The organism is Halomarina litorea, from assembly GCF_024227715.1.
Classification (GTDB): Archaea; Halobacteriota; Halobacteria; order Halobacteriales; family Haloarculaceae; genus Halomarina; species Halomarina litorea.
This window is the reverse complement of the sequence record NZ_CP100448.1, coordinates 307,407-323,988: the sequence shown is the minus strand read 5'-3', so window position 1 is coordinate 323,988 and position 16,582 is coordinate 307,407. Positions and strand designations below refer to the sequence as shown.

19 protein-coding genes and 1 tRNA gene are annotated in these 16,582 nt (G+C 68.6%); 11 read left to right on the top strand and 9 right to left on the bottom strand.

All coding sequences use genetic code 11. From position 1 onward, the window contains the following. The first annotated feature begins 27 nt into the window (after positions 1 to 27). Positions 28 to 771: a DUF192 domain-containing protein gene (locus NKG96_RS01750; RefSeq protein WP_254536746.1), complete on the top strand. Its 744-nt coding sequence runs from the start codon at positions 28 to 30 to the stop codon at positions 769 to 771. Positions 772 to 822: 51 nt separating this feature from the next. Here the strand turns inward: NKG96_RS01750 and NKG96_RS01745 are convergent, their stop codons facing one another. The 3 genes from NKG96_RS01745 to NKG96_RS01735 form a co-directional block, all read right to left on the bottom strand. After that, positions 823 to 1,893 (bottom strand): pyridoxal-phosphate dependent enzyme, encoded by a 1,071-nt coding sequence (locus tag NKG96_RS01745; RefSeq protein ID WP_254536745.1) that lies wholly within the window; start codon positions 1,891 to 1,893, stop codon positions 823 to 825. Positions 1,894 to 1,973: 80 nt separating this feature from the next. Continuing rightward, entirely contained in the window at positions 1,974 to 2,129 is a 156-nt protein-coding gene (locus NKG96_RS01740) for a hypothetical protein (RefSeq protein WP_254536744.1), read from the bottom strand. Between the two features lie 3 nt (positions 2,130 to 2,132). Continuing rightward, complete coding sequence (locus tag NKG96_RS01735) at positions 2,133 to 3,089, bottom strand: succinylglutamate desuccinylase/aspartoacylase family protein (protein WP_254536743.1); 957 nt, start codon at positions 3,087 to 3,089, stop codon at positions 2,133 to 2,135. A gap of 112 nt (positions 3,090 to 3,201) precedes the next feature. Here NKG96_RS01735 and NKG96_RS01730 point away from each other — a divergent pair, with 112 nt between their 5' ends. Further along, the gene (locus NKG96_RS01730; protein ID WP_254536742.1) at positions 3,202 to 3,516 is read left to right on the top strand and encodes a DUF7536 family protein; all 315 of its coding nucleotides are present in this window, start codon (positions 3,202 to 3,204) and stop codon (positions 3,514 to 3,516) included. Positions 3,517 to 3,530: 14 nt separating this feature from the next. Here the strand turns inward: NKG96_RS01730 and NKG96_RS01725 are convergent, their stop codons facing one another. Then, complete coding sequence (locus NKG96_RS01725; RefSeq protein WP_254536741.1) at positions 3,531 to 4,763, bottom strand: potassium channel family protein; 1,233 nt, start codon at positions 4,761 to 4,763, stop codon at positions 3,531 to 3,533. 78 nt (positions 4,764 to 4,841) lie between these two features. Beyond that, a complete protein-coding gene (locus NKG96_RS01720; RefSeq protein ID WP_254536740.1) occupies positions 4,842 to 5,732 on the bottom strand; it encodes a hypothetical protein in 891 nt (296 codons plus the stop codon). A gap of 175 nt (positions 5,733 to 5,907) precedes the next feature. On the opposite strand from NKG96_RS01720, the gene citZ reads away from it, so the two are divergent. Then, complete coding sequence (citZ, locus tag NKG96_RS01715; protein ID WP_254536739.1) at positions 5,908 to 7,044, top strand: citrate synthase; 1,137 nt, start codon at positions 5,908 to 5,910, stop codon at positions 7,042 to 7,044. A 214-nt stretch (positions 7,045 to 7,258) separates the two neighbouring features. Next, on the top strand, positions 7,259 to 7,777 hold the full coding sequence (locus NKG96_RS01710; RefSeq protein WP_254536738.1) for a hypothetical protein: 519 nt from the start codon (positions 7,259 to 7,261) through the stop codon (positions 7,775 to 7,777). 26 nt (positions 7,778 to 7,803) lie between these two features. Here the strand turns inward: NKG96_RS01710 and NKG96_RS01705 are convergent, their stop codons facing one another. Next, positions 7,804 to 9,150: an MATE family efflux transporter gene (locus NKG96_RS01705; protein ID WP_368409325.1), complete on the bottom strand. Its 1,347-nt coding sequence runs from the start codon at positions 9,148 to 9,150 to the stop codon at positions 7,804 to 7,806. Between the two features lie 156 nt (positions 9,151 to 9,306). Here NKG96_RS01705 and NKG96_RS01700 point away from each other — a divergent pair, with 156 nt between their 5' ends. Both NKG96_RS01700 and ilvA read left to right on the top strand, forming a co-directional pair. Next, a complete protein-coding gene (locus NKG96_RS01700) occupies positions 9,307 to 9,705 on the top strand; it encodes a gamma-glutamylcyclotransferase family protein (protein WP_254536736.1) in 399 nt (132 codons plus the stop codon). A 212-nt stretch (positions 9,706 to 9,917) separates the two neighbouring features. Then, positions 9,918 to 11,129 (top strand): threonine ammonia-lyase, encoded by a 1,212-nt coding sequence (gene ilvA / locus NKG96_RS01695; protein WP_254536735.1) that lies wholly within the window; start codon positions 9,918 to 9,920, stop codon positions 11,127 to 11,129. 1 nt (position 11,130) lies between these two features. Here ilvA and NKG96_RS01690 read toward each other — a convergent pair whose 3' ends face one another. Together NKG96_RS01690 and NKG96_RS01685 are read right to left on the bottom strand one after the other, a co-directional pair. Then, positions 11,131 to 12,129, bottom strand: coding sequence for a patatin-like phospholipase family protein (locus tag NKG96_RS01690; protein ID WP_254536734.1), 999 nt, complete (start codon positions 12,127 to 12,129; stop codon positions 11,131 to 11,133). A gap of 76 nt (positions 12,130 to 12,205) precedes the next feature. Continuing rightward, positions 12,206 to 12,844 (bottom strand): hypothetical protein, encoded by a 639-nt coding sequence (locus tag NKG96_RS01685; RefSeq protein WP_254536733.1) that lies wholly within the window; start codon positions 12,842 to 12,844, stop codon positions 12,206 to 12,208. Positions 12,845 to 12,995: 151 nt separating this feature from the next. On the opposite strand from NKG96_RS01685, the gene NKG96_RS01680 reads away from it, so the two are divergent. Together NKG96_RS01680 and NKG96_RS01675 are read left to right on the top strand one after the other, a co-directional pair. Further along, positions 12,996 to 13,376, top strand: a complete 381-nt coding sequence (locus NKG96_RS01680; protein ID WP_254536732.1) for a Rid family detoxifying hydrolase — start codon at positions 12,996 to 12,998, stop codon at positions 13,374 to 13,376. Further along, on the top strand, positions 13,373 to 13,552 hold the full coding sequence (locus tag NKG96_RS01675; RefSeq protein ID WP_254536731.1) for a DUF7981 family protein: 180 nt from the start codon (positions 13,373 to 13,375) through the stop codon (positions 13,550 to 13,552). The genes NKG96_RS01680 and NKG96_RS01675 overlap by 4 nt, the downstream gene beginning before the upstream one ends. A gap of 14 nt (positions 13,553 to 13,566) precedes the next feature. Here the strand turns inward: NKG96_RS01675 and NKG96_RS01670 are convergent, their stop codons facing one another. Then, positions 13,567 to 13,806: a DUF8593 domain-containing protein gene (locus tag NKG96_RS01670; protein ID WP_254536730.1), complete on the bottom strand. Its 240-nt coding sequence runs from the start codon at positions 13,804 to 13,806 to the stop codon at positions 13,567 to 13,569. Positions 13,807 to 13,893: 87 nt separating this feature from the next. On the opposite strand from NKG96_RS01670, the gene NKG96_RS01665 reads away from it, so the two are divergent. The 3 genes from NKG96_RS01665 (at position 13,894) to thsB (ending at position 16,574) form a co-directional block, all read left to right on the top strand. Then, a tRNA-Ser gene (locus NKG96_RS01665) sits at positions 13,894 to 13,974 on the top strand. 336 nt (positions 13,975 to 14,310) lie between these two features. Then, a complete protein-coding gene (locus tag NKG96_RS01660) occupies positions 14,311 to 14,709 on the top strand; it encodes a DUF7383 domain-containing protein (RefSeq protein ID WP_254536729.1) in 399 nt (132 codons plus the stop codon). Positions 14,710 to 14,897: 188 nt separating this feature from the next. Beyond that, the gene (gene thsB, locus NKG96_RS01655; protein ID WP_368409271.1) at positions 14,898 to 16,574 is read left to right on the top strand and encodes a thermosome subunit beta; all 1,677 of its coding nucleotides are present in this window, start codon (positions 14,898 to 14,900) and stop codon (positions 16,572 to 16,574) included. Positions 16,575 to 16,582: the final 8 nt, after the last annotated feature.

The following is a 16,582-nucleotide window of genomic DNA, read 5'->3' as shown; positions in this document are numbered from 1 at the left end:
ATGCCACTGGAGAACACTCCCCTGTACATGAGCCGCGCAACCACGACGGTCGTCGTCGCGCTCCTCGCCCTCGCCGCCCTCGCGGGCTGTGCTTCCCCCTCCGGACCGGGCGACGACGGGACGACCGCGACGGCTGCCGACGGGACCACGGCGGCCGGGACGACGGACGGTAACGCATCGACGGCCGAGACGACTCGCAACGACGCGACGGGGACGACCGAGGCGGGCGACTCGGGGGCGGAACCGACGGCCTCCGACACGACCGGACCGGGCGACGGCCCGACGGCGACGTTCCGCTCGGACGGCAGCGAACTGGCGACCATCAGCCTCGAAGTCGCTCGAACCGACGCCGAACACCGGCGGGGCCTGATGGGCCGCGAGTCGCTCGCCGCCGACCACGGGATGGTGTTCGTCTTCGAGTCCGCCGGGGACCGCGTCTTCTGGATGAAGGACACGCTCATCCCGCTGGACATGATATTCGTCTCGGAGAACGGCACCGTCATCAACGTCGAACACGCCCACGTCCAGCCCAACGCGTCGAACTCGGAACTGGAGCGCTACCGGAGTGATGCCCCCGCGCAGTACGTCGTCGAGGTGAACCGCGGGTTCGCCAACGAGACGGGTATCGGCCCCGGCACGCAGGTGGAGTTCGAGAACCTGAACGCCTCGGCGTCGAACGGGTCGAACGGGTCGGGCGAGTCGAACGTCTCCGGCAGCGTCGGGGCGAGCGTCCCGGACGCAGCGACGACGCGCGCCCACGTCGGTATCTGACCGCCTGACTGCCCGACTCCCACGACGACCCTCGCCATCGGTCCTCCGACCTCAGGTCTTCAGCCCGCTTCCCGTGAGCGGGACCACCACGTCGTCGTCCTCGGTCAGGACGCCTCGCTCGCGGTACTCGCGCAGGGCAGCGGGCGCGACGGCGCAGGTCGGTTCCGTGTAGAACCCCCGTTCGTGGAGTCCGTCGAGGGCGCGGTCGGTCGCCTCGGCGGAAATCGAGAGGCAGTCGCCCCCCGTGACCTCGATTGCCTCCAGAATCCCCGCCTTCCGGACGGGTTCGCGTATCTGGATGCCGTCCGCGAGGTCGTTTCGACCACTCGAACCCCTTCGTTTCGTGTGCAACTCGCTAGCTATCGGGTCGTACCCCGCCGCCTGCGCCCCGAGGAGGCGCGGCATCCCGTCGGTCCACCCGGAGTCGAAGAGGTGCCGGAAGCCGCGGTAGGCCCCGAGGAAGAGCGTCCCGTGGCCGACGGGGAGGACGACGGCGTCGGGCACCGACCAGTCGCGCTGGTGGGCGAGTTCGTAGGCGAACGTGGCCGTCCCGGCGAAGAAGGCGGGGTTCCACGCGTGACTCGCGTACCACCCCTCGCCGTCCTCGACGGCCGCGACGCAGGCGTCGGTGACGGCCTCCCGACTCCCCTCGACGCGGACCACCTCGCCGCCGGCGCGTTCGATGGCCCGCACCTTGCTCGCCTTCACCGCGGCGGGGACGTAGATGGAGCAGTCGACACCCGCGCGGGCGGCGTAGGTGGCGATGGCCGCTCCCGCGTTCCCCGAGGAGTCCTCGACGACCCGGTCGACGCCCAGTTCGGCGCCCCGCGAGAGGGTCGCCGTCGCCCCGCGGTCCTTGAAACTCCCCGACGGGAAGACGTACTCCAGTTTGAACGCCGCGTCCCACTCGGGGGCTTCTACGAGCGGGGTGTACCCCTCGCCCAGCGAGACGCGCCGCTCCACGGGAAGGAAGGGGGCGAACGCCCACAGGCCCTCGCGGGCGTCGGGGCCGAACGGGTCCGGGTGTGGCTGGTCGGCGAACTCCAGCGGGTGGCCGCAGGAACAGCGCCAGCGGTCGACGTACTCGGTCCCGCAGTCGGGGCAGACGAGGGCGATGGGCATGGTCGGGGTACCGGTGGCTGGTCGATAGTTCGTTCCCTTCTGGAAGGAGGGGGTCCTCGTTCGCGAAGGAGGGGAAGACGCTACTCGTCTTCGAGCCGCGCGTAGGTCTCGGCCTTCCGCTCCCGGTCGAGTCGCCCGAGTTCGCGAACCGCCTCGCGACGTTCCTCCGGGGTGTCGGCGTTCAGCACTCGCTCGCGGAGCGCGGCGATTCGATGGACTACCTCGTCCGATTCCACGATTCAGACCTCGTCGACGTCCGTCCCGACCGAGCAGACGTACTCGCCGGTGGCGACCTGCGGCAGGCGGCGGGTGCGCCAGAAGACGCCGGGGGAGTCGGCGGTCACCGTCGACTTCACCTCGCCGAAGACGGTGGTCACGTCGAACAGGGGGTCGCCGCGCTGGACCTCGTCGCCGAGGTCCTGTCGGAAGGTGACGAGGCCGCCGGCGGGCGCGCCGTACTGCTCGAAGCCGCTGGCGCGGGTCTGTGTGCCGGCGCTCACCTCGCCGTCGAGGAAGCCGTAGTGGACGAGGACGTTCTTCACGCCGCGGACGCCGATGTCGATGCTCTCGCGGTCCCAGCCGACGCAGCCGCCGAGTTCGGGGTCGATGGTGGGGACGCCGCTGTCGGGGGCCGCCCGGGCCAGTTGCCCCTCCGGTCCCTTCTGGTCGAGGACGTAGCCGGCGTCGAACACCTTCGCCAGTTCGAGACACTCCTTGTGCAGGCGGTGGCGGGGACCACAGCGAACGCGCGTCTCGTTTATCATCCGGCTGGTCGACCCCTGGTGCAGGTCGAGGACGAGGTCCGCACGGGAGGCGGCTTCGAAGGTGGCGTGGGCGATACGCTCGGAGGAGGTGCCGTTGGCGTCGCCGGGGTACGCCCGGTTCATCTTCGTGTCGTCGATGGGGTTGCGGTGTTCGGCGACGTGGAAGGCGTGGACGTTGACGATGCCGACGACGAGGACCTCCCCGGCGAGTTCGTCGGGGTCCAACTGCGGGACGAGTCGCTGGACGACGCCGACGCCGTTCAGTTCGTCGCCGTCGCTGACCGCTTGGATGTAGAGGGTCTTGCCCTCGCGGGCCCCGTTCACGACCGCGACCGGGAGTGCCACCTCGCTGCCGTCGCGGGCCTCCCCGACGGTCAGGCGCCCGGTGGCGAACTCCCCGGGCGCGGCAGTCGCGGTTCCGAGCGTGGTCATTACGCCTAGAACCCACCCCACACTCCCTTAGGCAGTTCGGTATCGGAAAGGGCTACGCGGGTCGCTGGCCGCCTCTCGAAGGGGCTTTGTCCCGTACAGCCGTAGCCGAAGTGTGTCCCAGCGAGACGACGACCCCGCACCGGGGACGTCCGGCGAGTCGGTCCCCGAACGCCCCGGCGGACTCGGCGGGTTGCTCGTCGACCTCGGCGTCGAACGCAACGCGAGACGGGGGGTGGTGGTGGGCGTCGTCCTCGCGGCGTTCGTCTACGCCGTCCGCTTCCTCGAACTGCTCGGTCCCGCCCCGCAGGACGCCGCCGGCCCGGTGCTCTTTCTCGCACTGGCGTTCGTCCTCGCGGTGGGAACGGCCCTGCTGACGACGGTAGCGCTGACGCTCGTCAGTGCGTACCGTCGTGCGAAGGAACTCTGACGCCGGGTCGACGACTACTCCAACTCCTGGCCCGCCAGCGCCGCCAGTCGGTCCGCCCCCTCGGGGGTCCCCTTGGCGATGATGACGTCCTCGGCGTGGAGTTCCGTCTCCCCACGCGGCGAGACGACCCACTCCCCGCGCGAACGTCCGAACCGGGACTGGGCGGTGGTGCCCGCGACGCTCCCCCGCCGGACGGCGATGACGCGCATGCCCGTCTGGGTGCTGACCATCTCGTCGCGCAGGGTGGCCCCGTCGAGGGCGCTCTCCGGCCCGACGGTGAGGCGGACGATCATCTGGTCGGACTCGCGGACGGCCTCCGCGACGACCGGGTGCGTGCCCAGTCCCCGGAGGACGCCCTCGCTGATTTCGAGGGCGGCGTCGGAGATGACCTCCGTCGCGCGGGCGAGGTGGACCAGTCCGCGGAGGGAGACGGGGTCGTCGATGCGGGAGGCGGCCTGCAGGGTCCACGCCTCGAAGCGCGACTGGAGGGCGTCCACCTCGGCTTCGAGTTCCAGTACCTCCTCGGCGACGGCCTCGCTGTCGTACAGCACCGCGCCGTAGGCGAGGTCGACGGCGAGTTCGCTCATGTTCTTCATCAGGACGATAGAGTCGACGGCGCGTTCCAGGTCGTCGATGGCCGGTTCGGGCGCCTCCATGTGGACGTACTCGTCGCCGACGCTCTCCTCGTACACCTCCGCGATGCCCTCTTCGGTCCCCCGGAGGAGGAGGACGTCCTTCCCCCGGAGGACGGCGTCGGAGTCGGGGTCGATGAGCCACTCCCCCTCGCGGCGGATGGCGATGACGCGCACGCCCGTCTCGGTCTCGAGGTCACACCCCGCGAGGCTCTGTCCGACCAGCGGCGAGTCGGGGTCGAGTCGCACGCGGACGAGCATCTCGACGGCCTCGGGGAGGGCGGCCCGCATCGCCTCCGGCAGGCCGATTTCCTCGATGACGACCTTCGCGATGTCGCCGGCGGCGTCCGAAATCTTCTCCGCGGCCCCGACGACCCCGAGGACGGGCGCGAGGGCCTCGGCGTCCTCGGGGTTGCGCGCGGCCATGAGGAGGCTCATCCGCGCTTTCATCTGGAGGATGTCCATGCGGTCTTCGAGGTCGAGGACCTCCTCGGCGATGTCGTCGCTGCCGAGGAGGACGGCGGAGTACGAGAGGTCGATGAGCAGTTCGGCGGTGTCTTTCATCTCCGCCAGCACCACCTTCACGGAGACCGGTTCGTACTCGACCTCACCCATACACCGCCCGTTTCCCGCCTCGGGTGAAAGAGTTGTCGGGGGCGACGAGGCGACGTCGCGGACGGACCCGTGGCCCGGTCAGTGTGCGCCGTCGAACCACCGGAACCGGGTGAGCGCCACCGTGTAGGCGTCACGCCCCGGCCAGCGTCGGATGACGTACCGCGTCGGGTAGTACCCCGCCCGGTCGAACACCGCCGGCATCGGGATGTCCGCCCCGACGGTACCGTCGAGGTCTCGGAGGAACGCCACCGTCGCCATCGGTTCCATGAACGTCAGCTCGCCGACGCCGTCGCCGGTGTAGTGCGGCCCCTCGCCGTCCGGGACGCCCCTCCCGTCTGGTTCCCACGCCCCCCAGATGAACGTGTGGGTGAACGGCTGACCGTTGAACTCGGGGGCGCGCGGGTCCACGAGGTGTTCGCCCATCGCGGGGACGACGACCCGGTCCGCGCCCAGTGCGGCCGCCGTGACGACGCCCTCGGGCATCTGGTCGGGGGGAATCTCGTAGTCGGCGATGCCGAAGGGAATCGACTCGGTGGTCTCCTCGCTGGAGATGTAGAGGTGGAAGTCGAAGTGCGGCCCGCCGTAGATGGGGATGGGGTCGTGACCCTGCGGGTTCCAGTCCAGTCCGGCGAACGTGAACGGAATCGGGGTGCGCCCCGCGTCGTCCACCCCCGCCGGCAGGTGGAGGTGGTACTCGGCCGTCTCCGCGGGGAGCCCGTCGAACACGTCCCTGCGCAGCAGGAACCCGACGGCTTGAGGGTGGCCGCTCGGGCTGTACTCGGCGAAGGTCCTCGCGTATCCGTTCCCGACCGCTTCGGGGTCGCCCCACAGCACCGTCCCCCGCGGATAGGCGGCCGCCGGGCCGGAGAGGACCGCCGCTCCGGCGACGAGTGCCCCCGCTCCCCTCAGTGCGGTGCGCCGAGTGAACGCGCGACCCGCACCCGTGCCGACATACTGATTTGATGACATTGTCTCACCAACTATCAGTCTCAGTGTTCATTCGTAATGAACTCTCGCTCTCGAAATCAGCTATAGCGTGAGTTCCAGTACCAGTGGACGTATCTGACGACGAGAGAGGTCTGTGTGGATGGATCCCCATTCTTCGTATAACAATCCTTTTAGACTCGCCTTCGGAAGCACTCGTATGGCAGATGAACTCAAGAAGGGCCTTGAGGGCGTGTTGGTCGCCGAATCCGAACTGAGCTTCATCGACGGGGACGCGGGACAACTGGTCTACCGCGGCTACTCCATCGACGACCTGGCCCGGGAGGCGAGCTTCGAGGAGGTCGTCTACCTCCTCTGGAACGGCCACCTGCCCGACCGGGAGGAACTCGACGCCTTCGCGGCGTCGATGGCCGAGGAGCGCACCGTCGACGAGAGCGTCCACAGCGCCGTCCGTGACCTCGCGGACGCCGAGGAGGACCCGATGGCCGCCCTCCGCACCGTGGCCTCGCACCTCTCGGCGCACGACCCGGACGCTGACGCCGACCCTGCCGACCGCGAGGCGAACCTCCGGAAGGCCCGCCGACTCACTGCCAAACTCCCGACGGCGCTCGCGGCGTACACCCGCCTGCGCAACGGCGAGGACCCCGTCGAACCCGACGAGGACCTCCCGCACGCCGCGAACTTCCTCTACATGCTCAACGGCGAGGAGCCTAACGACGTGCTGGCCGAGACGTTCGACATGGCCCTCGTCCTCCACGCGGACCACGGTCTCAACGCCTCGACGTTCTCCGCGATGGTCACCGCGAGCACCCTCGCGGACATACACTCCGCCGTCACCGCCGCCGTCGGCACCCTCTCGGGGAGCCTCCACGGGGGCGCGAACGCCAACGTCATGCGGATGCTGAAGGAGATCGAGTCGAGCGGGAAGGACCCCGAACAGTGGATCACGGACGCCCTCGACGAGGGCCGCCGGGTCGCCGGCTTCGGCCACCGCGTCTACAACGTGAAGGACCCCCGCGCGGTCATCCTCGGCGAGAAGAGCGAGGAACTCGGCGAGGCCGCCGGCGACACCAAGTGGTTCGAGATGAGCCGCACCATCGAGGAGTACGTCGGCGAGGAGAAGGGCCTCGCGCCCAACGTGGACTTCTACTCCGCCTCGACGTACTACCAGATGGGCATCCCCATCGACATCTACACGCCCATCTTCGCCATCAGCCGCGTCTCCGGGTGGACGGCCCACGTCCTCGAACAGTACGAGGACAACCGCCTCATCCGGCCCCGCGCCCGCTACGTCGGCGAGAAGGACCTCGAGTTCGTCCCCCTCGACGAGCGGTAGACCCCACCCCCCCGCCGGATACCGGCGCCGCTCGGCGGCGCTCTCACCCCCGCGGCCCCGACCCTCGCGCGCGGAACCGGCCCGCGCCCGACACGCACTTCTCGGCAATTGCGTCCGCTTTACGGACCTGTCCGAACGTCGATAGCCCCTCCGCCGTCCGTCGGTTCACATGTTAGCCCGTCGGCTTAGGGCGGTACTGCCCGGCGTGACGGACGTGTACGGCACAGCCCCACCCGCGCTGCAGGCGCTCATCCAGTCGACGTCGGGACCGCTGGGGCTGGCAGTCGTGTTGGTGTACTCCTTCCTGGTCGCCATCGCCCTCCCGTTCCCGGGGGAGGTGGTCCTCGCGATGCCCCTCGACCTGGGCCTCCACCCGCAGGCGGAACTCGCCCTGCTCATCGCGACCAGCGCCTTCGGGAAGGCGATGGGGAGTCTCATCGCCCTCCGCCTCGGCAACGGCGCCTCCCGCTCCCCGCTGTTCGCCCGCATCGTCGGCCAGTTTCCGGCGCTCGCGGCCGGCGAACGCGCGTTCGTCGACCGCATCAAGGAGTACGGCTACCTCGGTCTCGCGGTCGGTCTCGCCATCCCGCTGATGCCCGACACGGCGCTCATCTACGCGTTCAGCGTCGTCGAGACGAACTACGTGAAGTTCGCCGTCGCGGCGTTCGTCGGGACGGCCGCCCGTCTCGTCACGGTGGCCGGACTGGTCAACAGTGCGCTCGCGGTCACCTGACCTCCCGGACGACTCACCATCCACGCTCACTCCGTGAGCGACCCGCGCTCGCTCAGGAGTCGGGCGGCCCGTCCCGCCCAGTCGCCGCGCCCGAAACTCACGCCGACGACCAGCGCCATCCAGACGTACGAGAGCGCGATGCCGAGGTACGCCCCGAGGACGCCGAGTCCCCCGACGACGCCCGCGAGGTAGGTGAACGCGACGAGGAAGCCGTAGGTGCCCGTGGTACGGGCGACGAACGGGACGCGCGTCTCCCCCGCCCCCCGGAGCGCCCCCTGAAGGACGGTGAACGTCGCGAGAAAGGGCGCGGAGAGGCCGTAGACGCGCGCGAAGTCCACCGCGTAGCGAACCGTCTCGGAGTCGGTGGTGAACACGCCGACGAACAGGGGCGCACCCGCCGCCAGCAGGAGGCCGACACCCCCCACGCTCACGACGCCGAGGGCGGCGCTCGCCCACCCGTCGAAGCGGGCCGCCGCCGGGTCGCCCCGTCCGAGGGCCTGCCCGACGACGACGCTGACGGCGACGTTGTACCCGCGACCGAGCGGCCCGGTCACCTGCTGGTACATCCGCCGACCCACCTGAAAGGCGGCGTTGACGGCGGTGCCAAACCCGAGCAGGACTGCATTGAACGGGAACTCGGCGAGCGTGGAGGCCAGTCCCTCCGCGACGGCGGGAAGGCTCACCTCCACGAGTTGGCGGGCGACGACGGGGTCGCTCGGTCGGACGAGGTCCGCGGCGGCCCACGGCCCCCAGAGCGCACCCAGCAACGCGCCCGCCGTGAGGACGTTCGCGGCGGAGGTGGCGACACCGACGCCGACGACGCCCAGTTCGGGCGCGCCGAATAGCCCCCACCCCAGCACGAGCGACCCCGAGATGTTGAGGAGATTGGCGACGACGTTGACGTACATCGGGGTGCGGGTGTCGCCGGTTCCCTGCAGCGACCGGGCGGCGACGAGGCCGACGTGTCTCGCGGGCGCGGTGAGGAAGACGACGGCGAGGTAGGCCCCGCCGACCGTCGCGACTTCGGCGGGTGCGCCGAGGACGGCGATGGCCTCCCGGCCGAACAGGAGGCCGAAGGCGACGAACGGCAGGCCGAGGAGCGCCCCCACTACGAGTGCGACGCTGATTGCCTGGTCGCGGTTGGCCGACGCCGCCCTCGCCGCCTCCTCGGTCCCACCCCCGCCGGGCACCGCCGCGCCGGTGTCCTGACTCGACAGCGAGATGGCCCCGCCGCCGAAGCCGAGTCCGATCCAGAGGGGGAACCGGGCGTAGAGGTCTGCGAGGCCGATGGCCGCCACCGCGACGGGCGAGATGCTCGCGGTGACGAGGATGTCGGTGGTCCGCATCAGCGTCCGGAAGGTCTGTTCGGCCATCACCGGCCACGCCAGCCCCAGCACGTGCTTCCAGACGGCGAACGTCCGGGCGCGGAGGGTGGCGGTCACGTGACCCCTCGTTCTCCTGGAGGCGCTTTCAGCGTGGCGTTCTCTCCCATCCCGACCGCTTTTCGTCCCCGCCCGCGAGTCGTCGCCATGGACGTGTTCGTCTACGGGACGCTGACCGACCCGGACCGTGCCCGGTCCGTCGTCGCGGACGCCTCCTTCGCCGGGGACGCCACGCTGTACGGCCTCCGGCGCGTCGACGGGGCGTACCCGACGCTGGTCCCCCCGGGGGACGGTGCCGACGCGGCGGGCGCCGTCGAGGGGCGCATCCTCCGGACCGCCGACGTCGGGTCGCTCGACGTCTACGAGGGCGTCGAACGGGGGCTGTACCGTCGCGTGACGGTCCCCAGTCCGCGCGGACCGGTGGCGCTCTACGTCGGCGACCCCGCCCGCCTCGACGCACCCGGAGAGTGGCCCTGCGACGGGTCGTTCGAGGAGCGAGTCGACCGATTCCTCCGCGAGAACGACGTCCGGGTCGAGCGCGACTGACGGGCGTTCGCCACCCGTCTGACGCGGTGGAAATCGGGCCGCAGTCTGCCGATTACACTTTCGCCGCGCTTGGGCGGGCTTTATGGTCGATCCGGCGAAAGCAGGTGCTGTCACACGCTCCGGACCTGCCACATTCGTCTGGAGCGTTCCCCCACGCCCGCCAGCGACGCGTGTGGGAAACACCTACCTCCCCGTCCGGGCAATCTCCGCGTATGCTCTCCCTCTCCGACGTGCGGGCGGCCCGCGACCGCATCGGCGACTCGGCGGTCAGGACGCCCATCGAGTACTCGCACACCTTCTCCGAGTTCACCGGCGCGGAGGTGTACCTGAAGTGCGAGCAGTTCCAGCGCACCGGCGCGTTCAAGATCCGCGGGGCGACCAACCGCATCGCCACGCTCCCCGAGGCTGACCGCGAGGCGGGCGTCGTCACCGCCAGCGCCGGCAACCACGCGCAGGGCGTTGCGCTGGCGGCGACGCGGGCGGGCGTGGACGCCACCATCGTCATGCCCGAACACGCCCCCATCTCGAAGGTGAAAGCCACCGAGGGGTACGGCGGACGGGTCGTCCTCCACGGCGCGGACTACAGCGAGGCGCAGGCCCGCGCCCACGAACTCGAACGCGAGGAGGGCCGGTTCTACCTCCACGCCTTCGACGACGAGGACGTGATGGCCGGGCAGGGGACCATCGGCCTCGAAATCGTCGAGGACGTTCCCGACGTCGATACGGTGGTAGTGCCCATCGGCGGCGGGGGCCTCATCTCCGGCATCGCGACGGCGGTGAAGGGTCTCGACCCAGACGTGCGCGTCGTCGGCGTGCAGGCCGAGGGGGCCTCCAGCGTGGCGGACTCGCTGAAGAAGGGCGAAATCGTCGAACGCGAGGGCGTCGACACCATCGCGGACGGCATCGCGGTGAGTCGCGTCGGCGAGCGCACCTTCCCGGTCATCAGGGAGCGAGTCGACGAGGTGGTCACCGTCTCGGACCCCGAGATCGCGATGGCCATCACCTACCTGCTCGAACGCTCGAAGATGCTCGCGGAGGGGGCGGGCGCGGCGGCCCTCGCCGCGACGCTGGAGGGGAAGTTCGAGGTGGGCGAGGGCGAGTGTATCGTCCCGCTGGTTTGCGGGGGGAACATCGACCCGAACGTCCTCACCACCGTCCTGATGCGCGGCCTCATCCGGAGCGGACGGTACCTCCGCATCCGCACCGTCCTGAAGGACCGCCCCGGGACCCTGCTGGAACTCACGGACGTCATCGCGTCGAACCGGGCGAACATCTACGCCATCCAGCACGACCGGACCGCGAGGGACATCGGGATGGGGAGCGCCGAGGTGGAACTCGACCTCGAGACGCGGGGCCACGACCACGTCGAGGCGGTTATCGAGGCCATGGAGGCCCACGGCTACCCCGTGGAAGTGCTGGTCTGAGTCAGTCGAGGGCCGGCGTCGGTTCGCGGGCGAGTGCCGGGTGGTGTTCGTCGAGAAACGCCTCGGCCCTCTGCTCGCCGCGGTCCATCAGTTCGCGGATGAACCGCCTGCTGCGGTTGAGTTTCGAGGCCGCCCCGAGCGACCAGCCCAGTTCGATGCGCCGTACCTCGGTGTGTGCGAAGTCCTCCTCGGGGAGCAGTCCCCGTTCGACCCAGTCGTTGACCCGTTCGATGAACCGCAACTCCTGGTTGAGCGAGAGGTTCCCCGAGAGTTCGTTGCGCCGGTCGGCGATCTCCACGAGCGACTTCGGCACGTCCTCGCGGCCCTGCGGGTTTATCTGGACGACCCACAGCTCTTCGGGTTTGCGCTCGCGCGGCACGTCCATCAGTTCGTGGATGGGCGGGTTCTGGGAGAACAGGCCGTCCCAGTGGTAGTGGCCGTCCATCTCCACCGCCTCGAATAGCTCGGGGACGGCGGACGAAGACAGCAACACCTCGGGGGTCACCGCCTCGTTCGCGAACGTCTCGAACTTCCCGGCGTTGATGTCGACGGTGCCCACGACGAGTCGCGGTCGGTCTGGCCCCACGAGGTCCGGGATGGCCTCGAAGTCGATGTGGGCCTCCAGCGCTGCCCGGAGGCGTTCCTGCCCCCAGTCCGCCAGCGGGTTGAAGTAGGGGCTGACCTCCGCGATGGGGACGCCGCTGTTGGCGACGCGCGTCAGGGCGACGGTCCAGTTGACGAGCGCCTCCTCGGCGACGGTCTCCGCGCACATCTCCATCCAGACGCCCCGCAACGCGCGGAGCGCGGCCTCGCTCCCGCCGTCGAGCAGGCCGTACCACGCGGCGGCCGCCGAGAACGCCCCGCCGGAGGTGCCCGAGAGGCCCACGAGGTCGTACTCCTCGCTCTCGACGAGAGCGGGGAGGAGGCGGCGGAGCGCACCCGCGGTGAACGCGGTGTGACTGCCGCCGCCCTGGCAGGCGATGGCGACGTTCGTGCTCATACCGTCCCCTCTCCCGGCGGGCGTGTAAGCGATTCGCCGTCTGGTACCCTGAGTATCTTATCCCCTGTAATTGAGCTTACCTAGCGCAGTTCTCTCGAACGTCTCCTAGACGCAACGATCGGGGTTCGTCGGTAGCTTCTACAAGCTCCTTCGGAGACATCTCTAACGGCTTCGTCTTGCCTCTCGGATATTGGATGCCAGACGGGGAGGTAAACGTGTAGTAGAACTCCAACTTAGCGTCGTCCTCTGCCGAGATATCGTCCAGCGATTCGTTCGAAAAGTCACCCTCTGTGAGTGATACGAACTCCTCCTCGTCCAGATGGATTGGGCGGTCCATCTTTTTTAGAAGGTATTCGGCTTCGTCTTCGATTCTCACGTATGCTCGCAGGTAGAGCGCAGGTCCTTCTCCCAGATTCTTCAGCCCGAAATCGCACTCAGCGGCGTCATTCGAATCGTAAGCCGGTCTGACAGCCAATCCTGTCGTCTGAACTGGTCCCCCATTCCGCATCTGATTGAACGCAATTAGTGCGTAGAGGGCTGTGAAGACGGCGACTGCCGTCGATATCGAGACGTTGTATACCACCACTAGCGCCACCACCGCAGCTGAGAAGACGACAAAAATTTGATTATAAATGTCGAAGAAGCCGTATATGTCTTCGAAGGTTCCTGATAGCGTCTTCCTCCAAGCTCGGGCCCCCGAGTTCCTGTCTCTCATGAGCAGTACAGACTACAATTAGAATCCGAGAATGTATTTTATTGATGTGTAGACTGAAAGTGAATTCCGCGGTTCGTTTACCCCTTCTCTCACTTGTAGACCGCCACGACACTGGACCGGGATTTATGGGACGGGGGGAGTACCACCGGGTGTGAAAGACATCGTCAGCACCGACGAGGCACCGGCCGCGGTGGGCGCGTACAGTCAGGCGACGACCAACGGGAGCGTCGTGTTCACGGCGGGCCAGATCCCGTTCACGCCCGACGGCGAGTCGAAGGCTGACGCCCCCATCGCCGAGCAGACGGCGCTCGCACTCGACAACGTGCAGGCCGTCCTCGCTGAGGCCGGCGCGGAGATGAGCGACGTGCTGAAGGTGACCGTCCTCCTCGACGACATCGACGACTTCGAGGAGATGAACGAGACGTACGCGACGTACTTCGACGAGGAACCCCCGGCGCGGAGCGCCTTCGAGGCCGGGGCGCTCCCCAAGGGCGTCGGCGTCGAAATCGAGGCCATCGCGACGCTGGAGTGAACCCGCGGACGAAATCCAGTCTGCTGTGGGGGCTCGTGAGCGCGCTGTCCTTCCTCGTCCTCGCGCAGGGCTACCAGTTGTTCGACGTCGGTCGCCTCCCCCTCGCCGGGGTCGCCATCGGGACCGTCGTCGTGTTCGCGGGGGCGGCGCTCCTGACCTATCTGGTCGGCCTCTGAGAACCGAGGCCCCGTCAGATGGCGTCGCGGAGTCGGACCTCGCGGTCGGTCACCGTCTCGACGGCGTCCTGTGGCACCTCGATGTCGTCGCTGTCCTCGTCGGTCCGGCCGAACGCCGCGAGCAGTCCCTCGACGAACCCCGGTTCGGGGTCGACGAATGCCACGTCCCTGCGGACGGCGGTGACGATGCCGATGTCCTCGCCGTTCGCGTCGACCAGAATCTTGCCCTCGTCGCCGTCGGTCAGTGTCGTCATGACGTCACGCTCTCCGGGAGCGGGATAACACCTCGGCCGGAGCCGGAAAGAAGGACTTATCCGTTCGATTCAGTTAGTGACAACCGAGCCGGGATGGCCGAGTGGTAAGGCGCACGCCTGGAAAGCGTGTTCCCTCTGGGATCCAGGGTTCAAATCCCTGTCCCGGCGCTTCTGCGACGAACAACCGAGCGAGCACCGCGTAGCGTGTGCTCGCGACTCCCGTGAGGAGCAACGCGGTGACGAGAGGATTTGAGCAGCGAACAGCTCTGCTGTGAGCGAGTTCAAATCCCTGTCCCGGCGTTCTCGTGAGCGACCGGAGCGAGTGAACGTGAGCAGGGAGCGGCTTCGCCGCGACCGTGTTTCCTCCTGCGAGCAACTCGCGATCAGTAGAAACGCGATGTCGGGATTTGAAGCAAGGAACGACTGGAAGGCGCGACCGGGTTCGACCTGCCCCCCGACGCGTCGTCCCGCGGCTTCTATGTAACCGGGGCCTGAGGGAGAGATATGAGCGAGACGCGCTACCGGAGCAACTACGCGCTGGTCGAGTTCTCGGAGCATCTCGGCGACGACGAGGACGACCTGGACGTGCCGTGGGCGGAGTTCGTCGGCGACCGGTCGACGGAACACGAGTTCTCGGTGCCCGTCGAGGGGGCCATCGACGGCTACGTGACCGTCCAGGCGCTCGACGTGGGGACCTACGGCCACGAGATTCTCGTCAACGGCGAGTCGCTCTCGGGGTTCGACATCCCGCCGGGCGAGGGCTGGCAGTGCTGGATGGACGTGATGGCGGGCGTGGACCTCCGGAAGGGCGAGAACACCATCCAGGTCCGCCGGGACACGGACGCCGACGACAGCTTCGTCGTCGGGACGCTCCGCGTGACGTGGCGCGAACCCATCGAGTGAGTCCGGTCGGGTGACTTAAACGACTGGTCGTCACCCCTCGCCGACGACTCCGGACCCGTGCGGGTACCCCCGCACGAGACGGGGACTGTCGGGCAGTCGTCCCCGTTCGTGGGTGTGCGGGATGCTATCGAATCACCCCGGGGAACCCGGCATTTTATATAGAACCGCAGACAACGGTTCGGTTGATTATGAGCCAGCGACAGCGGATGGGCCAGCCGATGATCATCCTCGGCGAGGACAGCCAGCGGATGAAAGACCGCGACGCGCAGTCGCACAACATTCAGGCCGCGCGAGCGGTCGCCGAGTCCGTACGCTCGACGCTCGGCCCGAAGGGGATGGACAAGATGCTCGTCTCCTCGATGGGCGACGTCACCGTCACAAACGACGGCGTCACCATCCTGCAGGAGATGGACATCGACAACCCGACGGCCGAGATGATCATCGAAGTCGCCGAGACACAGGAGGACGAGGCCGGCGACGGGACGACCACCGCCGTCGCCATCGCGGGCGAACTCCTGAAGAACGCACAGGACCTCCTCGACCAGGACATCCACCCGACGGCCGTCATCAAGGGCTTCCACATGGCCTCGGCGAAGGCCCGCGAGGAGATCGACGACATCGCGGAGCGCGTCGACACCGAGGACGAGGACCTCCTCAAGAAGGTCGCCGGGACGTCGATGACCGGCAAGGGCGCGGAGTCCAACAAGGACCTCCTCGCGGAACTCATCGTCGACGCCGTCCGCTCGGTCACCGTCGAGGGGCCCGAGGGCGAGAACGTCGTCGACCTCGAGTACGTCAACATCGAGACGCAGACCGGGCGCGCCGCGGGCGAGTCCGAACTGCTCCACGGCGCTGCCATCGACAAGGACCCCGTCCACCCCGACATGGAGACGGACTTCGACGAGGCCTCGGTCATGCTCATCAACGAGCCAATCGAGGTCGAGGAGGCCGACGTGGACACCAGCCTCAGCGTCGACAGCCCCGACCAGCTTCAGTCGTTCCTCGACAAGGAAGAAGAGCGCCTCCAGGAGAAGGTCCAGCAGATCGTCGACACCGGTGCGGACGTCGTCTTCTGCCAGAAGGGCATCGACGACCTCGCCCAGCACTACCTCGCGAAGGAGGGCATCCTCGCCGTCCGCCGCGTGAAGAAGTCCGACATCAAGTTCCTGAAGGAGGTCCTCGGCGCGCGCATCGTCTCGGATCTCGACATGGCCTCCGCCGACGACCTCGGCCACGGCTCGGTCCACCGCGACGAGACGGACGAGCTGTTCTACGTCGAGGGCAGCGGCGACGAGCGCCACGGCGTGACGCTCCTCCTGCGCGGCTCGACCGACCACGTCGTCGACGAACTCGAACGCGGCGTCGGTGACGCACTCGACGTCGTCGCCTCCACCGTCGCGGACGGTCGCGTCCTCGCCGGCGGCGGCGCAATCGAGGTCGAACTCGCCCGTCGCCTGCGCGACTACGCGGACTCCGTCGAGGGGCGCGAGCAGCTCGCCGTCGAGGCGTTCGCGGACGCCCTCGAACTCGTTCCCCGTGTGCTCGCCGAGAACGCCGGGCTGGACTCCATCGACACGCTCGTCGACCTTCGCGCCGCCCACGAGGACGGCCAGTCCCGCGCGGGCCTGAACGTCTTCAGCGGCGACGTCGAGGACACCTTCGAGGCGGGCGTCGTCGAACCCGCCCACGCCAAGGAGCAGGCGCTCACCTCCGCCACCGAGGCGGCGAATCTCGTCCTGAAAATCGACGACATCATCGCGGCCGGCGACCTCTCGACCGGCGGCGACGACGAGGAGGGCGGCGCACCCGGCGGCGGCATGGGTGGCATGGGCGGGATGGGCGGCGGCATGGGCGGCATGATGTAACCCCGTCC